The organism is Allosphingosinicella deserti (assembly GCF_003012735.1).
Classification (GTDB): domain Bacteria; phylum Pseudomonadota; class Alphaproteobacteria; order Sphingomonadales; family Sphingomonadaceae; genus Allosphingosinicella; species Allosphingosinicella deserti.
In genome coordinates this window covers 108,471-126,737 of the sequence record NZ_PXYI01000005.1, presented here as the reverse complement: position 1 = coordinate 126,737, position 18,267 = coordinate 108,471, and the positions used below count along the sequence as shown (strand labels likewise).

Annotated in this window: 17 protein-coding genes; 10 read left to right on the top strand and 7 right to left on the bottom strand. The window is 67.8% G+C overall.

The window, feature by feature from the left end; all coding sequences use genetic code 11:
* Positions 1–32 precede the first annotated feature (32 nt).
* The gene (locus C7I55_RS16070; RefSeq protein WP_106514033.1) at positions 33–680 is read right to left on the bottom strand and encodes a D-Ala-D-Ala carboxypeptidase family metallohydrolase; all 648 of its coding nucleotides are present in this window, start codon (positions 678–680) and stop codon (positions 33–35) included.
* Positions 681–1,066: 386 nt separating this feature from the next.
* Between C7I55_RS16070 and C7I55_RS16065 the strand changes: the two genes are divergently transcribed.
* Both C7I55_RS16065 and C7I55_RS16060 read left to right on the top strand, forming a co-directional pair.
* Positions 1,067–4,195, top strand: coding sequence for a hybrid sensor histidine kinase/response regulator (locus C7I55_RS16065; protein ID WP_106514032.1), 3,129 nt, complete (start codon positions 1,067–1,069; stop codon positions 4,193–4,195).
* A 214-nt stretch (positions 4,196–4,409) separates the two neighbouring features.
* Positions 4,410–5,198 (top strand): IclR family transcriptional regulator, encoded by a 789-nt coding sequence (locus tag C7I55_RS16060; protein ID WP_158266452.1) that lies wholly within the window; start codon positions 4,410–4,412, stop codon positions 5,196–5,198.
* A gap of 99 nt (positions 5,199–5,297) precedes the next feature.
* Here the strand turns inward: C7I55_RS16060 and C7I55_RS16055 are convergent, their stop codons facing one another.
* The 4 genes from C7I55_RS16055 to C7I55_RS16040 all read right to left on the bottom strand — a co-directional run bounded on the left by C7I55_RS16055 (position 5,298) and on the right by C7I55_RS16040 (position 9,118).
* A complete protein-coding gene (locus C7I55_RS16055) occupies positions 5,298–7,421 on the bottom strand; it encodes an outer membrane protein assembly factor BamB family protein (protein WP_106514030.1) in 2,124 nt (707 codons plus the stop codon).
* Positions 7,422–7,707: 286 nt separating this feature from the next.
* A complete protein-coding gene (locus C7I55_RS16050) occupies positions 7,708–8,268 on the bottom strand; it encodes a DUF3237 domain-containing protein (protein ID WP_106514029.1) in 561 nt (186 codons plus the stop codon).
* Complete coding sequence (locus C7I55_RS16045) at positions 8,265–8,777, bottom strand: SRPBCC family protein (protein ID WP_233222243.1); 513 nt, start codon at positions 8,775–8,777, stop codon at positions 8,265–8,267. Before C7I55_RS16045 ends, C7I55_RS16050 begins: the two co-directional genes overlap by 4 nt.
* Positions 8,774–9,118: an ArsR/SmtB family transcription factor gene (locus C7I55_RS16040; RefSeq protein ID WP_199192851.1), complete on the bottom strand. Its 345-nt coding sequence runs from the start codon at positions 9,116–9,118 to the stop codon at positions 8,774–8,776. Before C7I55_RS16040 ends, C7I55_RS16045 begins: the two co-directional genes overlap by 4 nt.
* Before the next feature lie 155 nt (positions 9,119–9,273).
* Between C7I55_RS16040 and C7I55_RS16035 the strand changes: the two genes are divergently transcribed.
* Complete coding sequence (locus C7I55_RS16035; protein WP_106514028.1) at positions 9,274–10,026, top strand: hypothetical protein; 753 nt, start codon at positions 9,274–9,276, stop codon at positions 10,024–10,026.
* Between the two features lie 61 nt (positions 10,027–10,087).
* On the top strand, positions 10,088–10,546 hold the full coding sequence (locus tag C7I55_RS16030; RefSeq protein WP_106514027.1) for a hypothetical protein: 459 nt from the start codon (positions 10,088–10,090) through the stop codon (positions 10,544–10,546).
* 21 nt (positions 10,547–10,567) lie between these two features.
* On the opposite strand, the gene C7I55_RS16025 is transcribed toward C7I55_RS16030, so the two are convergent.
* The gene (locus C7I55_RS16025; RefSeq protein ID WP_146151044.1) at positions 10,568–10,873 is read right to left on the bottom strand and encodes a hypothetical protein; all 306 of its coding nucleotides are present in this window, start codon (positions 10,871–10,873) and stop codon (positions 10,568–10,570) included.
* A 327-nt stretch (positions 10,874–11,200) separates the two neighbouring features.
* Here C7I55_RS16025 and C7I55_RS16020 point away from each other — a divergent pair, with 327 nt between their 5' ends.
* A complete protein-coding gene (locus C7I55_RS16020) occupies positions 11,201–11,917 on the top strand; it encodes an SDR family NAD(P)-dependent oxidoreductase (protein WP_106514025.1) in 717 nt (238 codons plus the stop codon).
* 9 nt (positions 11,918–11,926) lie between these two features.
* On the opposite strand, the gene C7I55_RS16015 is transcribed toward C7I55_RS16020, so the two are convergent.
* A complete protein-coding gene (locus tag C7I55_RS16015) occupies positions 11,927–12,805 on the bottom strand; it encodes an aldo/keto reductase family oxidoreductase (RefSeq protein WP_106514024.1) in 879 nt (292 codons plus the stop codon).
* A gap of 91 nt (positions 12,806–12,896) precedes the next feature.
* On the opposite strand from C7I55_RS16015, the gene C7I55_RS16010 reads away from it, so the two are divergent.
* From C7I55_RS16010 to C7I55_RS15990, 5 genes are all read left to right on the top strand, one after another.
* On the top strand, positions 12,897–13,832 hold the full coding sequence (locus C7I55_RS16010) for a LysR substrate-binding domain-containing protein (RefSeq protein WP_106514023.1): 936 nt from the start codon (positions 12,897–12,899) through the stop codon (positions 13,830–13,832).
* Between the two features lie 405 nt (positions 13,833–14,237).
* Complete coding sequence (locus C7I55_RS16005; RefSeq protein WP_106514022.1) at positions 14,238–15,413, top strand: hypothetical protein; 1,176 nt, start codon at positions 14,238–14,240, stop codon at positions 15,411–15,413.
* On the top strand, positions 15,410–16,003 hold the full coding sequence (locus tag C7I55_RS16000) for a peptidylprolyl isomerase (protein WP_106514021.1): 594 nt from the start codon (positions 15,410–15,412) through the stop codon (positions 16,001–16,003). Before C7I55_RS16005 ends, C7I55_RS16000 begins: the two co-directional genes overlap by 4 nt.
* A complete protein-coding gene (locus C7I55_RS15995; protein ID WP_106514020.1) occupies positions 15,993–17,783 on the top strand; it encodes an OmpA family protein in 1,791 nt (596 codons plus the stop codon). The genes C7I55_RS16000 and C7I55_RS15995 overlap by 11 nt, the downstream gene beginning before the upstream one ends.
* Positions 17,780–18,265 (top strand): hypothetical protein, encoded by a 486-nt coding sequence (locus C7I55_RS15990; protein WP_106514019.1) that lies wholly within the window; start codon positions 17,780–17,782, stop codon positions 18,263–18,265. The genes C7I55_RS15995 and C7I55_RS15990 overlap by 4 nt, the downstream gene beginning before the upstream one ends.
* Positions 18,266–18,267: the final 2 nt, after the last annotated feature.

The window sequence follows — 18,267 nt, the reverse complement described above, 5'->3', positions numbered from 1 at the left end:
ACCGGCGGCCGGTCAGGCGGAGGCGGACGGGCTCAGGCGTAATTGCCGGTGACGCAGGGGCTGGTCGCGCCCTTGCCGTTGGCGCCCCACATCCGGAACCCCTTCGAGTCGACGTGAAAGCGACGGCCCGAATAGAAACCAAGGCCGATCCCGTAATCGGGGCCGCGATATTGATGGATCTTGCAGATGCTGCGGATCATCGCGCTGCGCGACAGTTCGGTCGCAGGGGTGAGATCGAGGGCATAGAAATGGCGGTGCGCGCTCGCCTTGGCGCCGCCCGCGCACTCGTTCAGCGCCTCGTTACGGAAGCCGGACAGCGCCTCGACACGGCCGATTACCGGCTCGACATGGGCTTTGACGAATTCGAGCGTCTCGGAGATGTGGACCCACTCGTTGGTGGGCGCGACCTCGAACCGAGGCCCGCTGCATTCACGCCAGTCGCTTGCGGTGCGGACCAGCTGCCAGGTCGGCACGACATCCTCGACGCCGGCGGCTTCAAGGAAGGATTTGAATGACAGCACCTCGGCGCGGGCGCCGGGATCGCGGGCCAGCCAGGCAAGGTAATCCGCCTTGTTCTGGCCTTCGGCCATGCTCTGGGCGAGCGACGGTGTAGCGAGAAGCGCAGTGAGCGCCAGCGCGGCAAGCCGGATTAGTTTTTGCATATCAAGAAGATAGTGCATGTCCCGTGGCTTTCAACGTTCCTGCGAGTCGTTGCGAGCCCGTGCTAAACACCCCGCACCCTGCGGATCCAGCGAAAGGTTGCATCCCTGTCGGCAGGCCGTGCGTTGGGCGGGACGAAGGGGACCTTCTAGAGATGATAAGCCATATAGGGCTCGGGCGGGCTAGCCCATGAATGCCACGCGGACGCGGTTGGCCCGAGCGTCCGACGTGGCCAAGCGGCTCCGCCAGAGCCACTCTCCTTGCTGCATCTTTGCACCTGCGACGCCAGTCCCTATCTGCCGCGTGACCGCGCCCCGCACCGGCCGCTCCCCTTCGGCGAGACGGACGCGGCGGACGCCACCTCCGCCTGCTCAATCCGATCCTTTCTTCTGACGCGAAAGCGAACATGCTCGCCCAGCCTTCCCGCCTGCTCGATCCGTCCCGACACCTCGATGCGATCATCGACAATACCCAGATGGCCTTGTTCGTCATGGACGAGCGGCAGGAATGCGTGTTCATGAACCGGGCCGCCGAGGCGCTGACCGGCTATGCGCTTGCCGAGGTCAAGGGCCGCACGCTCCACGAGGTTGTCCACTACCTGCATCCCGATGGGCGCCCGTACCCGATCGAGGACTGCCCGATCGACCGCGCCTTTCCGGAACGCAACCGGACTCAGGGGGAGGAGATCTTCGTTCACAAGGACGGCAGCTTCTACCCGGTCGCGTTCACCGCCTCGCCGATCCGGAACGATGCCGGCGAGCCGATCGGCACGATCATCGAGGCACGCAACGTCGCTGCCGAGCGCGCCCGGGATGCCGCGATCGACGAAGCGGAGGATCGCTACCGCCTGGTCGCGCAGGCGACCAACGACGCGATCTGGGATTGGGATCTCGCCACCGATCATGTCCGCTGGAACGAGGCGGTGGAGACCCTGTTCGGCTATGCGGCGGACGCGGTCGGAACGCGTGGAGGCTGGTGGAAGGAGATGATCCACCCCGACGATCGCGCCCGGGTGGTCGAGGGCATCCACCAGGTGATCGACGGCGCCGCCGACACCTGGAGCGGCGAATACCGTTTCCGCCGCGCCGACGGCAGCTATGCCGATATCCTCGACCGCGGCGCCGTGCTGCGCAATGCGGCCGGCAAGGCCTGCCGAATGATCGGTGCGATGTTCGATCTCAGCGAGCGCAAGGCGATCGAGACCGCGCTCAAGGAAAGCGAGGCGCGGCTGCAGGCGGTCGCCGATTCGATCGATCAGATGATCTGGTCGACACGGCCGGACGGCTATCACGATTATTTCAACAGCCGCTGGTACGAATATACCGGCGTTCCCGACGGCACCACCGAGGGCGACGGCTGGAACGGCATCTTCCACCCCGACGATCAGGACCGCGCCTGGGCGGTGTGGCAGCATTCGCTCCGGACCGGCGAACCCTATCATATCGAATATCGCCTGCGGCACCGCTCGGGCGCCTATCGCTGGGTGCTCGGCCGCGCCCAGCCGGTGCGCGACGCCGCCGGCGGGATCACCCGCTGGTACGGCACCTGCACCGACATTCACGATCTCCGGGTCACCCGCGATGCCCTGCGGACGATGACCGAGACGCTCGAGCAGCGCGTCGAGGAGCGCACCGCTGATCGCGACCGGATGTGGCGGCTGTCGACCGATCTGATGCTGGTGGCGAGCTTCGATGCGACCATCTCCGCGGTCAATCCGGCCTGGACCACCTTGCTCGGCTGGGCGGAAGACGAGCTGCTCGGGCGCTCCTTCCTCGATCTGGTCCACCCCGACGACCAGGCGGCGACGCTCGCCGAAGCCGGACGCCTCTCCGAGGGCCTGACCACCCTCAGGTTCGAAAATCGCTACCGGCGTCGGGACGGTTCCTACGCCTGGCTGTCGTGGACGGCGGTGCCGGATGCGCAGTTCATCCATGCCGTCGCCCGCGACATCGAGGCCGAGAAGCAGGCTGCGGAGGAGCTTGCCCGCGCCCAGGAGGCGCTCCGCCAGAGTCAGAAGATGGAGAGCGTCGGCCAACTGACCGGCGGCATCGCCCACGATTTCAACAATCTGCTGACCGTGGTCACCGGCAATATCGACATGGCCAGGCGCGCGCTCGACGCCGCCGGCGCGCCCGATCCGCGCGCCCGCCGCGCCCTCGACAACGCGATGAAGGGCGCCGAACGCGCGGCCTCGCTGACCCAGCGCCTGCTCGCTTTCTCGCGCCGCCAGCCGCTCGCGCCCAAGCCGCTCGATGTCGACAAGCTGGTCATCGGCATGTCCGATCTTCTCAACCGCGCGCTCGGCGAGATCGTCCAGCTGGAGATCGTCACCTCGCCCGGCCTTTGGCGCGTCGAGGCCGATCCCAATCAGCTGGAAAGCGCGGTCCTGAACCTTGCCGTCAACGCCCGCGACGCGATGCCGGACGGGGGTCAGCTCACCATCGAGACCACCAATGCCCGGCTCGACGAGGAATATAGCGCCCAGCATGCCGAGGTCGCGCCCGGCCAATATGTCGTGATCGCCGTGACCGACACCGGCGAGGGCATGACGCGCGAGACCATCGATCGCGTGTTCGAGCCCTTCTTCACCACCAAGGAGGTCGGCAAGGGCACCGGCCTCGGCCTCTCGATGGTCTACGGCTTCGTCAAGCAGTCGGGCGGGCACGTGAAGATCTATTCCGAGCTCGGCCAAGGCACCACGGTCAAGATCTACCTGCCGCGGCTGATGAACGATGCCGGTGTTGCCGACGAGCCGTCGCTGACCAGCGGGCTCGAGGTCAGCCGCGAAGCCGAGACGATCCTGGTGGTCGAGGATGACGACGATGTCCGCGCCTATACGGTCGAATGCCTGCGCGAGCTCGGCTACCGGGTGCTCGAAGCCCATGACGGTCCGTCGGCGCTGCGTCTGCTGGAGCGGCAGGAGCGGCCGGTCGACCTGTTGTTCACCGACGTCGTCATGCCGGCAATGTCCGGCCGCGAGCTGGTCGAGATCGCGCGCGGGCGCGAGCCGGATCTCAAGGTGCTCTACACGTCCGGCTATACGCGCGACGCGATCGTCCATGGCGGCCGGCTGGACCCTGGGGTCGAGATGATCGCCAAGCCGTTCACCTATGCGGCCTTGTCCCAGAAGGTGCGCGACATGCTCGACCACGGCCGCACCGGGCGGGTGCTGGTGGTGGAGGCCGAGCCGACCGTGCGCCTGCTGGCGATGGAGGCGCTGACCGCCGCCGGCTATGCCGCCGAGGAAGCCGCCAATGCCGGCGAGGCGCTCGGCAAGATCCGCTCCGCACAGGGCCGCTACGACGTCGTGCTGATCGATCAGCAACTGCCCGATCGCAGCGGCGATGCCCTTACCGCCGAAATCCGCGCGCTCCACATCGATCTGCCGATCCTGATCACAGCCGCCGACGGCGAAGCGGCGTTGCGCGACCACTTTGCGGCCGATCGCTGCACCGGTGTGATCGGCAAGCCCTATAATGGCGCCAGACTGGCCGACGCCCTGCGCAGCATCGGCGTCCGCTGCGACCGCGGCTAGGAAGGGCTCGACGAGCTCCCCTCCCTGGCAAGGGGTGGGTTGCGGGTGGGTGCGGACAGGCGGACTCGACGCCAGGGCTGTCGCCTCTGATCAGCCTTATCGACCGCTCGGATCCGCCGACGCTGCTGATCACCGCCGCGATTTGTCCCTTTGTCTTTCGCGCCGCGGCCTGCCATCTAGCGATGGCGGCTTCTGCCGGCGTGGAGGGACCAGGGTGGACGATGGTACCGCGATCCAGACGAAAGGCAGGGCATCGGGCAAGCTCGCCCAGCCCAGCGGAACACAGACCCTGCTGCGCGGGCTCGACGTGCTCGAGACGATTGCCGGCGGCCGCGGCTCGATCGCCGAGGTCTGCGCCACCACCGGCCTCGGCCCGGAAATCTCGCGCCGCCTGTGTCGCACGCTCGCCGACCGCGGCTTTCTGACCCGCGGCGCCGCGGGCCTGACCCTCGGCCCCGCTCTGCTCAAACTCGCGCAGGAAGCCGATCGCCAGATCGACCTCATCACCGTCGCCCGGCCACATCTCGATGCGCTTGCCGACGCGACGCTGGAATCGGTCCACCTCGCGATCGAGGATGAGGGCCGCGTGCGCTACGTCCACATGGTCCATGGCCGTCGCCGGCTCGCGCTGCGGTCGATCGTCGGCGAAACCCGGCCGATGACCCGGACCTCGCTCGGCAAGGCGCTGATGCTCGACATGGGCGATGCGGAGCTGCGCCGCCGCTTCGAGGCGGAACGCGGGCCGGACGGGTTCGACGCCTGGCGCGAGACCCTGCGACGCTGCGCGGTGCGGCAGACGACGTTCGACAGCGCCGAGTTCGAGGCCAGCGTGCACTGCGTCGGCGCGCCGGTCCGCGCCGCGAGCGGCGCCATCGTCGCGGCGATCAGCGTGTCGAGCATCGTCGAGGCGCCGACCGACGCGTGGCGCGCGGAACTCGCAGCGATGGTCGCCAAAGCGGCGCGGGCGATCAGCGCGGAGCTCGGCGCTCCGGAGCGGGGCTGATCCAGCGGCGTTCCAGCCGAGGGCCTCCGTGCAATCTGAGGTGCAAAGACGTGAGGACGGGCCACCCTCGAGCCGGCATGAAGTCGTGGACGGACGCTTTCACGGTCCCGCCTGTCCTCCACCGCCTGCCCGCTCGGGCAGCGCGAACGCAACATAGGCGGAGCCTTGGGGCCCTTTCGGGTCGCGGCCGCCGCTGGTGGCGATGACGACATATTGGCGGCCACGGACGGCAAAGGTGATCGGGGTGGCGACGCCGCCATAAGGCAGGATCGTCTGCCAGAGCAGGCGGCCGTTGCGCGCGTCGAACGCCCGGAACTTGCGGTCGTAAATCGTCGCGCCGATGAACAGCAAGCCGCCGGCGGTGACGATCGGACCGCCGTAATTCTCGCTGCCGGTGTCCGCCACGCCGCGCGCGGCGAGCTCGGGATATTCGCCGAGCGGGATCTTCCAGAGATACTCGCCGCTGTTGAGATCGATCGCATTGAGCGTGCCCCAGGGCGGCGCCACCGCGGGATAGCCGTCGGGGTCGAGGAACTTGCGGTAGCCGGTGAAGACATAGCGGGCGGCGTCGCCTTCCGCCCGGGCGGGACCGCGCACTTCCTTGCCCTCGCCGGCGATCAGGTAATCGGCGATGGTGCGGCGGTCGGCGGCGGAGATTTGCGGAAAGCCCGGCATGCGGCCGCGCCCAATCTTGATGATCGTGGCGACCTTCGCGGCGTCCATGCGTGCGCCGATGTCGCTCAGCGGCGGGAAATCGGGCGGCGCGCCTTCGCGCGCGACGCCGTGGCAGGCGGCGCATTGCGCCTGATAGAGGCCGGCGCCACGATCGTCGGTGGCCTTCGGCACGGCGAGGCCGCCCGTCCAAGCGATGTCGTTGCTGTTGACGTAGAGGATGCCGCGGCGGCGATCGACCGCCGAGCCGCCCCATTCGGCGCCGCCATCGAAGCCGGGGAAGACGATCGTCTGCGTGCCGAGCGCGAGCGGCATGAACGGGCCGCCGCTGCGCATTCCGGCGAATTCCCGCGCCGCGGCTTCATGGGCCTGCGGGGTCCGGCGGGTCAATGTGTCGGCCGTCATCGCCTGACGCGCAAAAGGCGCGGGCCGTAGCGGGACGGGCTGGGTCGGCGCGGCGCGTTCGCCGGGCACGTCGCTCGCCGGCACCGGCCGCTCCTCGATCGGGAAGAGCGGCTGGCCGGTGACCCGGTCGAACAGGAAGACGAAACCCTGCTTGCTCGGCTGCGCCACCGCATCGACCGGCCTGCCGTGGTGCTGCACGGTCAACAGCACCGGCGGCGACGGGAAGTCGCGGTCGAGGATGTCGTGGTGGACGGCCTGGAAGTGCCAGAGGCGGCGGCCGGTGGCGGCGTCGAGCGCGACCAGGCTGTTGGCGTAGAGATTGTCGCCGGGGCGATCGCCGCCGTAGAAATCGTCCACCGCCGACCCGGTCGGCACGAACACGATGCCGCGCTGGACATCGAGCGCCATGCCCGCCCAGGCATTGGCGCCGCCGGCCGTTTTCCAGGCATCGCGGGGCCAGGTCTCGTGACCCGCCTCCCCCGGCCGCGGGATGAGGTTGAAGGTCCAGCGCAAGGCACCGGTGCGCACGTCGTAAGCCCTCACGGCACCCGGCGCGGCGGGCGCGCTTTCGGAGGTGCGGAAACCGGTGATGATGAGATCCCGATAGACGATGCCAGGCGTGGTCAGGAAGGCAGCGACGTGTTCGGGATCGCGTCCGAGACCGGCGCGCAGGTCCACTCGGCCGTCTTTGCCGAAGCTGGGAATGGGTTTCCCGGTCCTGGGATCGAGCGCAATCAGTGCAGCGCCGTTGCTGGAGAAGAGCCGGCTCTCCTGCCCGTCCGACCAGAAGGTCAGCCCGCGCACCGGCTGCTCGCCGGGTTCCGTCGGGCCGTGCTGCCAAAGTCGGCGGCCGGTCGCGGCGTCGAGCGCGAACACGCTTTGGTCCGGCGTGACGCCGTAGAGGATGCCGTCGATGACGAGCGGCGACGACTGCAGCCGCGCGCCGCCGGTGTCGTAACGCCAGACTTCCCGAAGCCCGGCGACGTTGCCGGTGTTGATCTGGTCGAGGGTGGAATAGCGGTCCCCGGCCGGGCTGCCGCCATAGACCGGCCAATCCCGATCCTCGGCGCGCTGCGCCTCGGATGCCCCGACTGCGCCTGCCACGACCATGACCAGCGACGCGGCCGCTGCCTTCCATCCCACCATCACACCCCCGCCGCGAAAGCGGTCTCGGGCCGCTCAGCCGCCGATCACATGCACTGATCCGGGCGTCCCATCGCCAGCGCCGAGCGGATCGGCCTCGACCCGTCGACGCGGCGAGCAGGCCGCCACAAGCGACCTTGTAGGCGAGTAACGCCGTGAAGGACCAGAGCGGCGGTGCCAGCGGGATGCCGACCATCGTTTCCCGCGGCGTGAGGCGATCATGAACCGCCCTCACCGGGCGTTCCCTTTCATGTCCTTGCCACGGCCTGACGAACGCAGCGGCGCCAGCTCACTGCACTTCGAAAATGTCGAGTTCGACCCGCTCGGCGTAGCGGGCGGCGCTGCACAGGAACACGCTTGAAGTAAGCCAGGCATGCGGCCCGGGCACCGCCGCCTCGAAGCGCGGACTGGTCCGAAAATAGTAAAGCGCCGGGTCGACCGTTTCGCCTCGGGCGATGCGGGCGAGCACCTCGGCCGGGCCGCGCCGATAGCCGGGATTGGTGACCGAGATCAGCGCTCCTTCCTCGGCTTCGAGCGTGTAGCGCGCCCAGATGTCGGCGACTCCGTCGGACCGGATCGTCTGCCAGTCGGCACCGCCGGGCAGCACCTTCCCGGTGAGCCGCGGTCCGCGGATGGTGCCGCCGGTGATCGGGATCACCCGCTTGCGGGCGCCGTCAACAAGGCCGAGTTCCTGCGGCGCGCCGATCATCACGGTGACGCTGAAGACGTGGACGAGCGCCGGCGCGGCGAAACGCGGCTGTGCGGCGGTGGCGGCGTTTCCGGCCCGGCCGACAGCCGCCAGCAGGGCGCCCGACGCGAGCACGCTTCTGCGATCGACGGTATCCATCATGCGCTGGCCCCCTGCACCCCGCCTTTTCCATAGCGGCGGTCCAGTTTGCCGAGCTGGCTGGTAAAGCCTTCGCGCTGCATCGCGCTGGTCGCGGCATCGTGCATCTGGCTCAGCGTCACCACCATGCGCACGCGGCCATCGCCGGCGGGCAGGAAGTCGACAGCGATTCTGCTTTCGTACGGCGTGACGCCCGGCAGGAAATCGATCAGCTGGGTGAGGACCAGCCGCCGGTGCGGCGCGAACTCGCTGAACACGCCCCGACAGGGCTGCGTGGTCGGCGCATTCATTCCCTGCATCGCCGCGATCGCTTCGGGCGTGTCGGCGATCATGTCGTAATGCACAGTACCACCGAGCCGGGCTTCGATCGTGTGGATTTCGGCACGGAATTGCTCAGGGCCCCACCAGGATTCGAAGCCGTCCTTGGTCGTCCAGAGCGCCCAGAGCTCCTCGACATCCGCTGCGTAGGCCCGTTCCACGACGAGGCTGGATTCCATCGTGTCCGTCATCATTCTTTCTCCTTCGTCTGTTCAGGTTTCTGCCGGCGCGCTTCCAGAGCGGCGCCGAAGCGGTCGAGCCGCGCCTCCCAGAGCGATCGATATTTGGCGAGCCAGTCGTCGATCTCGCGGAAGCGGTCCGGCTTCAAGGCGTAAAGGCGGCGCTGCCCGTCCGCCCGGACGCTCACGAAGCCCGCTTCGTTGAGGATACGCAGGTGCCGGGACACGCCCGATTGATGGATGCCGATCTCGGCCACGAGATCGTTGACCTGTCGCTCCCCGCGACTGAGCGCGTCGACGACGTGACGGCGGGTGGGATCCGCCAGGACTTGGAACGAATCAATATGCATAAACATGTATATGCATCAGGGCGCATAAACGTGCAATAGCGTTCGCGCCGGATTTTCGGCGCACCCGCGCAAGGACCACTCAAGGCGCGGCACCGGCGCCGCTGGAGACCCTTCGTGCCATGGTGTACACTGGGTAGGCAGCCCTTGGGGTGGAGAGCAGGATGACGGTTCCGATGCGAAACGCGGCCCTGGGCCTTGCCCTGCTTTGCGGCGCGTGCGGCGGCGCCCCCAACGAGGCTACGTCGAATCCCGGTGTGGAGATCAGCGGCACGGCGGGCGCCCCGCCGGAGCAAGCGGCCTTTTGCGAAGTCGTCGGAGAAACGGTGACGCCGAGCCAGTGCCGCGCATTCGAGGAGGCTTGGGCGACGCTCAAGCAAGGCGTCGGCGCCATCTCGAAACCCGAGCGGATGCGACGCGGCGAGACTGCGACCGTAGCGCTGGTCCTCGGCCGGGGATCGCAGCCAGGCGGCACCGGTGAGGACCGACTCCGCGATCTGCTCGGCCGCGAGCCCGACGAGACCTTCAAGACGCGAGTCGGCCGCCGGATGGCCGCGCAGCTGAGCGGCGACGGGTTCAAGATCGAACCGGCGGGTCTGGTGACCAAGGACCTCTTCCTCGGCGAAGGCCAGATCTGGGAGTGGAAGGTGACCGCGCTGAAGGGACCGCGCCATGCGCTGCGGCTCAGCGCCTATGCCGTGATCCCGTCCGCCGACGGCCTCAAGGAAAACCTTCTGCGCACGGTTCAGCTCGCGATCCCGGTCGAGCTCACCTGGCAGCAGCGGCTGGAGGACGCCACGGAGAGCCTCTCGGTGCTCGAGAAGCTCCTTCTCGGCCTCGCCGCGCTCGTCACTGCCGGGGCCGCTTTGCGGGGGGCGTTGAAGAAGTTCCGCCCGGTAGCCACGAAGGAAGCGTGAACCGGCCGGCCCGGGCTGGAGCGACCTTGCCCGCCGCAGTGCAAGCGGGCAGGATGGTGATGTGCCCCGCTTTCACCTTCTTCTCGGCGCAACCGGACTTGTCCTTGCCGTTGCCGGCACCGCGGCGCGTCCCGCCGATCCGGCGCAGGACCGGCCGGCGCAGCGCAGCCAGCCACCCGCAGGCGAGGGTGTCTTCTGCTCGATGGCGATCCTCAGCACGATGGCCGAGGTCGGCAGGCGCTGTCTGCCCGGCGAGGATACCGCGTTCCAGACCGAACTCGCACAAGCGGTGGCGCAGATCGACGCCTATGTTCTGCGCAATTCGGCGCTCGGCGCCGACGGCATCGTGCGCTCCAAGCGTGAACAATCCTATCTGGGAGCGCCGGAGGCATCGCTGTGCGAAGGCGAGCTGCCCGCCGTCTATCGGCGATTTGCCGAGAGCGGTGCGGAGCGCCTTCGCGCGGACACGCGGCAGCTCCTCGCGCGTGACGGGGTCCCGACCTGGGGCGACTGCTTCTAGAGCGTGCTCGTCCGCGCCTGCTCAGCGCAGGCGAGAGAGGCGATTGCCGGCCCCTGCGATGGTCACGCGCGGCTTGGCTTCGCCGGGTGCGCGCCAGCGTATCTCGTTGTCGGCGCCCTCGATCCGGATCGGGCGCCTGCGGCGGGATCCATCGTGATGCGATTGCCCGCGCCGACCACATGCAGGCTTGCGCAACGCTCCGGTGATAGCGACGGTATTGCTCGCGCCTTCGATCGTCGCGCTCTTACCGGCGCATTCGAGCCCAAGAGTTGCACCGGCACCGCTGAAGTCGGCCTGCGCCAAAGCGGGCATTGCGACTGACAACATTACCGATTCGAAGATCAGGAGCGCCGCTCGACAGTCTCGCATCCACTCCCCTCCCATCGTTACGCCCCGGGAGAATCCCGCGTGACGATACGGCGAGTTCCACCCATTGAGGCTCAGCAGTTCATGCCGGATTCGTGTCAGCGAACTCGGCATATCGTTGCCGCTGGGTAATCCGCACGGGCGCGCGCTAAGGGTTACCAGCAGGTCAAACGTCGGTTCGTGCACGTCCGTTCTGGCGGGCCGCTCGGCACTCGCCTATCCCGCCGGTGATCCGGGCTTCGCGGCAACCCAGCCCTAGCCGTACGCCGGACCGGAGAGGAACAGGTGATGTCGTCCATCGAACAGGCGGTCGTGATAGGGGCATCCGGCGGCATCGGTGCCGCGCTCGCGACTTTGCTCGCCGACCGGGGAGCGCGCGTGCATGGGCTTTCGCGGCGGGGAATCGTGCCGGATGCGCGATTGCAATCCGGCACGATCGACATCGAGGACGAAGCCAGCATTGCGGCGGCGGCCGCCGGCATCGGCACCGCGGCCCCTGTGGATCTTGTGCTGGTCGCCACAGGCATTCTTCACGCCGAGGGCGTGACGCCCGAGAAGAGCGTACGCCAGCTGAGCGCCGCATCGTTCGAGCGCTATTTCGCGGTCAACGCGACCGGCCCCGCGCTCGTCGCCAAGCACTTCCTGCCGCTGTTGCCCAGGGATCGGCGCGCCGTGTTCGCCGTCCTGTCCGCCCGGGTCGGCAGCATCGGCGACAATCGCCTGGGCGGCTGGCACGGTTACCGGGCATCGAAGGCGGCCCTCAACATGATCGTGCGGACCCTCTCCGTCGAACTCGCCCGAACCAGGCCGGATCAGATCTGCGTCGCGCTTCATCCGGGCACGGTCGCCACCCCGCTCAGCGCACCCTTTCAGAGCGGCGTGGCGGCCGAGCGTCTCTTCGCGCCGGAAACATCCGCGGCCCATCTGCTCGATGTCGTCGGCCGGCTGACCCCGGCCGACAGTGGGCGGATCATAGCCTGGGATGGACTCGAGATCACGCCCTGAGCCTGCCGCCTACGCGACTCCGCCCTGGGCGGCGATGCCATCCAGGGCTGCGATCGAGTCGTCCGGGAGGACCAGCGTCGCTGCCGCCAGATTCTCCTGCAGGTGCGCGGTCGAAGAGGTGCCGGGGATGAGCAGGATGTTGGGCGACCGCTGCAGCAGCCAGGCGAGTGCGACCTGCATCGGGGTCGCGCCGAGCGCCGCGGCGACGTCGGAGAGGGCTGAGGATTGCAACGGACTGAAGCCGCCGAGCGGGAAGAAGGGGACGTAGGCAATTCCGTCCGCGGCAAGCGCGTCGATCAGCGCATCGTCCTGCCGGTGCGCGAGATTATACTGGTTCTGAACGCAGACGATGTCGGCGATCGCCCGTCCTTCCGCCACCTGCGCCGGAGTGACGTTGCTGAGGCCGATGTGGCGGACCAGGCCCTGCTGCTGAAGACCGGCGAGCGCCTCGAGCGGTGCGGCGATCGAACCTTCGGCCGGACCATGGGCATCGAACATGATGCGCAGATTGACGACCTCCAGCACATCAACGCCGAGATTGCGGCGGTTGTCGTCCACGGCCCGGGCCAGTTCGTCGGCAGCGTAGGCCGGGAGCCAGGACGCATCCTCGCCGCGACGTGCGCCGATCTTGGTGACGATGGTGAGAGTGTCCGGATAGGGCGCGAGCGCCTCACGAATCAGCTGGTTGGTAACGTGCGGGCCGTAGAAATCGCTGGTGTCGATATGGTCGACGCCTGCGTCGACGGCTGAACGCAGCACCGAGAGAGCGGCATCGCGGTCGCGCGGCGGCCCGAAGACGCCGGGCCCGGCGAGCTGCATGGCGCCATAACCGAGCCGCTTCACCGTGCGGCTGCCGAGCGTGAACGTTCCTGCCTGATCGATATTCATGGTCGTCTCCTTGGCTTGGAGAACAGGTAGAGGTTGCCGACTGCATCGATAATCCGGCATGATCCGCACGGGCCGTGCGGAAAGACGAACAATGAAACCGGACCTCGGTGACCTGAACGCGTTTCTGGCGGTGGCGCAGTCGCGCGGGTTCCGCGAGGCCGCGCGCAGCAGCGGCAGCAGCGCGTCGGCGCTCAGCGAGGCAGTGCGCAGGTTGGAAACTCGTCTCGGCGTCCGACTGCTCCACCGCACCACCCGCAGCGTCACGCCGACCGAAGCGGGGGGTCGGTTGATAGAGCGATTGGCCCCGGCCCTTGGCGAAGTGCAGGCGGCGCTCGACGTCGTGAACGACCTGCGCGACGCACCCACCGGCACCCTTCGCCTCAACGTTCCGGTCAGCGCGGCGCGGCTCGTGCTGCCCGCCATCCTGCCCGATTTTCTCGCTGCCCATCCCGGCATTCAACTGGAGATCATCGCCGACGACTCTTTCGTCGACGTGCTCGCCTCCGGCTGCGACGCCGGCATCCGCTACGACGAACGGCTGGAGCAGGACATGATCGCGGTGCCGATAGGCCCGAGGATCCAGCGCTTCGCGACTGCCGCGGCGCCCAGCTATCTCGCGCGGCACGGCCGGCCCCAACATCCGCGCGACCTGCTCGGCCATGCCTGCCTGCGCGGCCGCTTCGCCAGCGGTGCGCTGACCAGCCCGTGGGAGTTCGAGCGTGCCGGCGAGATCGTGCGGGTCGAGCCGCAGGGCCGGGTGATCGTCCAGGTCGGTGCCGCTACCGACCTCGTCGTCGACATGGCGGCGGCCGGTGCCGGCATCGTCCATCTGTTCGAGGACTGGCTTCGCCCCCGGTTCGACGACGGGACGCTGGAGCCGGTGCTAAAGGACTGGTGGCAGCCCTTTTCCGGACCATTCCTTTATTACTCCGGCCGCCGTCTGGTGCCGCCGCCGCTCCGCGCATTCATCGACTTCGTCAAGGCGCAGCCGACGGCGAGCCCTGAAGATCCCGTGGCGAGCGACTGACGGAAACGCGCTACCCACCCCGGCTTCGATCATGCCGGATTATCCGATGCAGATCTGCGCAAGGGCAATCCAAGCACTTGGCCGCTTCGCGACTGCCGCGGCACAGGCAATACAAAACCACATCTGCTGCAAAAACATGCAGTTATTATCATCAAATATCCGAATAGACCAGAATTGCGCATTCACACCAATCCGGACCTTTTTTGCGTGTTGCGACTCGCATATGAATGTTAGTCAAGAGGTGGATACACGATTCGCATTAGCAATGACTTGCCGATCATTGTTCGGCTTGCCGAATAGTTAGCAACTCACCGCCATGCGAATCGAACTCAGTCTACGCACCTTCCAATCATTCGGGGGAATGAAAGGGACGCAAGGTCGTAGCGATAATGGGCGGGGATCTGAATGAACTGGACAGAATTCAGCACCGAGTTGTCGGACGTGGACGCACGCGCCGCCGCCGAGTACGCAGGACATGGCGCGGAGAGTGCCGAGGCACTTGCGGACGAAACCGCGCCGGAGCGTGTCGACATCGTCATCCGCGACGTCGGCAGCGCCGTGCCGCGGGCGGCGTCGATCATGGCGGAGCTGTTCGGGCTCCCGATCGAAGCCGTGGTGGCTGCCGTCTACCGGGCCCCGGCACGGCTGGTCGCCGGCCTCGAGCCGCAGCTCGCGCGCAAGCTCGTCTCCTGCCTCACCGATCTCGGGCTCAGCCTCGACATCGTGCCGCAGGGCGATCCGATCGCACCCACACCGACGCTCGATCTCGCCGCGGAGATCGACGATCCGGCGCTGGTCGACGCTGCGACCGCTGTCATCGCCGAGTTTCTTGCCATTCCCACGGACGATGCGCTCGACCTGCTGACGACACCGCCGGGGATCATCCTCGGCAATGTCAGTCGTGCCACCATCGATGCGCTGGAACGACGGCTGCCGGCCGGCGCGCTGATCCTGTCGACGGCCGATCCGACGGAGTCGCGTTACGCCTTGTTCGCCGGCGATCTCGCGCCGGCCGACCGCGCCGCCGTCGAGGCCGTGCTGGATGCCCCATCGGCCGCGGCAGGCGACGGCCTGGTCGCGCTCGGCCTTACCCATTCCGACGCCAACCGCTTGTGGCGCCGCTTCGCCGGTGTTCCCGGCGTGCGGCTGGTCAATCAGGCTTTCCTCCGCTTCGAGATGGTGCTGACCGACGTCTCGGATTCGAACGCGGCCACGGCGCAGGCGCTGGAGGCGCTTGCCGGAATTCCCGCCGAAGCGTTCGCCGATCTGGCGGAGTTGCTGCCGGTCGCCGTGGAGGACGGCATTCCGCACGAGGGGGTCGAGGCGCGGCTGCTCGATTATGCGGCGCATGGCATGACCGTCACCGCGCGGCTCGCGAATTTCGCCCGGCAGGTGCTGGTCGTCGATACCGCGCCGCCCGAGGCGCTCGAAATCCTCGGCGTCGACGCGGCCGCCTTGCCGCTGCGTCTGCCGCCGCTGGTCGCGCCGCGTGCACGGCTGGCGCGGCATCGGCTGGAAGCTGCCGGTGCCGACGTCAGCCAATTCCCGGCGGGAGAGTTTGCAGCAGGGGACTGGGCATGAACGACGCGCCCCCCGATCGTCACCGGCTTCATCTCGGCATCGCCGAAGCGGGCAAGCTGCTCGCGCTCAAGGGCCGCCACAAGGAGGCGCTGCAGCGCTATCGCGAAGCGCTGAAGCTCGCCCATTCGGCCGGCGCACCGCAGCTGTTCGGCCGCCATTATCTGCAATGCGTGCTCGAAAGCCTGGAGCATCTCGGCGATCATGCCGGGCTGCGCGACCTCGCCGGCCAGGCGGCAGCGGCCGCCGAGACCGCCGGCGAATCCCCCTTCCATCGCCGCGATCGCGCCGCCTTGCTCGAGCGGGTCGGCGTCGCCGAACTCAAATCGGGCGACAGTGCCGCCGCGCTCCGCACCTTCGCGCAGGTCGTGGAGCTTGCCGGACCCGAGGGGCAGCCGCTGTCGGCGCAATTGCTCGAATGGATGAAGCGCGGCTTCGACGTCGGCACGACTCGCCTCGCCGAGGCGCAACGCAGCCACGCTTACTGGACGGTGCGTCAGGAGACTGTCGACCCGGTACGGGCCATCGACATGCCGGTCCCGAGCTCGGTCTCGAACCCGGTCCCGAACAAGGAGATTTTCCATGGCGGATGATACCAACCCGATTGAAACGATGACTCCAGGGCAGATCCTCGCCGATGCGAGCGTCGCCGATTTCATCAAGGCGATGGGGCTCAGCATCGCCGAGGCGCAGAAGGCGCTCGACATCAACTCGATCGCGCAGGTCGGCGAATATGCCGAGCCGCGCCCCGGTCTCAACAACCAGTCGCTGCTCCAGCTCGGCCTCTCGCCGCCTTTCTATCATTATCAGCATGCCGATCTCTCGGTCTCGATGCAGCTGACGATGAAAGTCGGCAAGGCGAGCGCGTTCGGGATCGGCGCCAAGGTCGATTTCGGCCTCGGCGCGCGCAGCACCGGCCCCGCCAATGCGCGCGAGGCGCAGATCACGCTCAAGAAGCTCCCCGCCAGCGCGACGGTCGACGGGACCAAGATCGATGCCACCGGCGCCGATCTCGATGCCGCCGGCGAGGCGCTCGCGGCCAAGCTGCGCGCGCCCACCGGCAAGTTCGAGCGCGCCCTCGTCGCAAGCACCCGCAAGGCCCCCAAGGCCGAGCTCGATCCGCCAACCGCCAAGAACCCGATCCTGACTCCAGGCGCGGTCGCCTTTCTGCCGACCGGCGCGAGCAGCGCCGGCATCATCCGCATCGTCGAGACACCGGCCCCGAACCAGAAGGACAGCTATACGCTGGCGGCCGGCAAGACGACGGAGGTGAGCAGCGAAGCGAACAAATTGCTCTACGCCCGCAAAGTCGTCGCCCAAATCAATACGCTGGGCGGCTTCAAGGCGCGGCTCGCCCGCGATCCCGGCGGCGATTCGACGGCGCCGGACGCCCCGGGCGCGCTCGGCATCGCATTGTTCGACACCGACAGCTCGGTGCTGAAGAAGGACGCGCTCGAAGAGCTCAAGCTGACTGCAAGGCTGATCAAGGAAGGCGCGCAGAATGTCGACGTCACCGGCTACGGCGACACCCGCAAGGACGACGATTACAACAAGAAGCTTGGCCAGCGCCGCGCCGACGCGGTCGCCGCGCAGCTCAAGGCCTATGACGTTCCCGCCGGCCAGATCAAATCGGTGACCAGCGGCGGCGAGGCCCGGTGGAAGACCACGCCGGACAATGTCGCCAACGCTCAGTTTCGCCGGGTCGAAGTCACCCTGGTCGGCAGCAGCGATCTGTTCGTGATCGTCGACAGCGACACCACCCAGCTTCAGGCCAAGCCGCTCCCCGATCGGACCGACGGGACTCCCGGTAACGGCTTAATCGTCGTGAAGAGCTTTGCGGCGCAGGCGGTGGACGGCCAAAAGCTCAAGCTCGGCGACGCGCTGACTCCGGTCGATATCAAGCCGGATGCGGTCAACACCGCCGACGACAAGTTCGATGCCGGCACGCCGGAAGCGTTCGCGTTCAACCTTGCCAAGAGCATCAACGACAGCAGCGATACCCACAAGGCCCGCGCCACACGGCGCGGTGCGGTCGTGCTGCTTGCAAGCGTCGACGATGCGGTGACCATCGATCTGCTGAGCCTATCGACGGACGACATCAAGCTCTCCGCCGCCGACGGCGCTTCGATCACCAAGCCGCTCGCGGCGATCACCCCGGCAGGCCCGACGGCGAACAAGGACAAGCCCAACGTGACCCTGGCGGTCGGCGTTGCCGTCGACTACCGCACCAGCCGCCAGTTCGAGCAATCGGTCAACGGCAACAGCGCGATCAGCGCGCGGCTGGTCGCGGTTCCGGCGCCGGTGCAGTTCCTTGACGAGATCAAGAAGTTCCTCGAGCCGACCCCGGCGCCCGCGCCGACGCCGACGCCATGAGCCAGACCGTCTCCGTCACCCAGCAGCTCGTCTCGGCGCCCCTGCCGCAGATCATTGAGCGCCTGGGCATCGCTGTCGCCGATGCGCAGCGCGCGCTGGACGAGAACAGCGTGCGCACCGCCGCCGAGATGGCGACGGCGGCGGTCGAGATCGGCGACGAGAGCTACAATCTGCTGGCGCTCGGCTTCACCCCGACCTTCTATGCCTTCACTGAGGCGACGGTCGAAGCCAAGCTCAGTTTCTCGATTTCCGAGACCACCGAATTCGGTGTCAGCGCCGGCGCATCGGTGGGCGTGAATGTCGGCGTGGTGATGGTCGCCGCGACCGTCAACGTCTCCTACGCGCGCAAATTCTCGGTCAGCGCCGAAGGGACGAGCTCGATCGCGGCGCGACTGGTGTCGCTGCCGGTGCCGGAGCAGCTGGAAAAGATCTTGCGCAAGCTCAGCGAGAACCCGCCGGTTCCCGCCCCGCCAACAGCCTGAGG

Coding starts and splice junctions, on each gene's coding strand:
- C7I55_RS16070 (WP_106514033.1), bottom strand. CDS start 680: ATGCACTATCTTCTTGATATGCAAAAACTAATCCGGCTTGCCGCGCTG.
- C7I55_RS16065 (WP_106514032.1), top strand. CDS start 1,067: ATGCTCGCCCAGCCTTCCCGCCTGCTCGATCCGTCCCGACACCTCGAT.
- C7I55_RS16055 (WP_106514030.1), bottom strand. CDS start 7,421: ATGGTGGGATGGAAGGCAGCGGCCGCGTCGCTGGTCATGGTCGTGGCA.
- C7I55_RS16050 (WP_106514029.1), bottom strand. CDS start 8,268: ATGATGGATACCGTCGATCGCAGAAGCGTGCTCGCGTCGGGCGCCCTG.
- C7I55_RS16045 (WP_233222243.1), bottom strand. CDS start 8,777: ATGATGACGGACACGATGGAATCCAGCCTCGTCGTGGAACGGGCCTAC.
- C7I55_RS16040 (WP_199192851.1), bottom strand. CDS start 9,118: ATGTTTATGCATATTGATTCGTTCCAAGTCCTGGCGGATCCCACCCGC.
- C7I55_RS16035 (WP_106514028.1), top strand. CDS start 9,274: ATGACGGTTCCGATGCGAAACGCGGCCCTGGGCCTTGCCCTGCTTTGC.
- C7I55_RS16025 (WP_146151044.1), bottom strand. CDS start 10,873: ATGTTGTCAGTCGCAATGCCCGCTTTGGCGCAGGCCGACTTCAGCGGT.
- C7I55_RS16020 (WP_106514025.1), top strand. CDS start 11,201: ATGTCGTCCATCGAACAGGCGGTCGTGATAGGGGCATCCGGCGGCATC.
- C7I55_RS16015 (WP_106514024.1), bottom strand. CDS start 12,805: ATGAATATCGATCAGGCAGGAACGTTCACGCTCGGCAGCCGCACGGTG.
- C7I55_RS16010 (WP_106514023.1), top strand. CDS start 12,897: ATGAAACCGGACCTCGGTGACCTGAACGCGTTTCTGGCGGTGGCGCAG.
- C7I55_RS16005 (WP_106514022.1), top strand. CDS start 14,238: ATGAACTGGACAGAATTCAGCACCGAGTTGTCGGACGTGGACGCACGC.
- C7I55_RS16000 (WP_106514021.1), top strand. CDS start 15,410: ATGAACGACGCGCCCCCCGATCGTCACCGGCTTCATCTCGGCATCGCC.
- C7I55_RS15995 (WP_106514020.1), top strand. CDS start 15,993: ATGGCGGATGATACCAACCCGATTGAAACGATGACTCCAGGGCAGATC.
- C7I55_RS15990 (WP_106514019.1), top strand. CDS start 17,780: ATGAGCCAGACCGTCTCCGTCACCCAGCAGCTCGTCTCGGCGCCCCTG.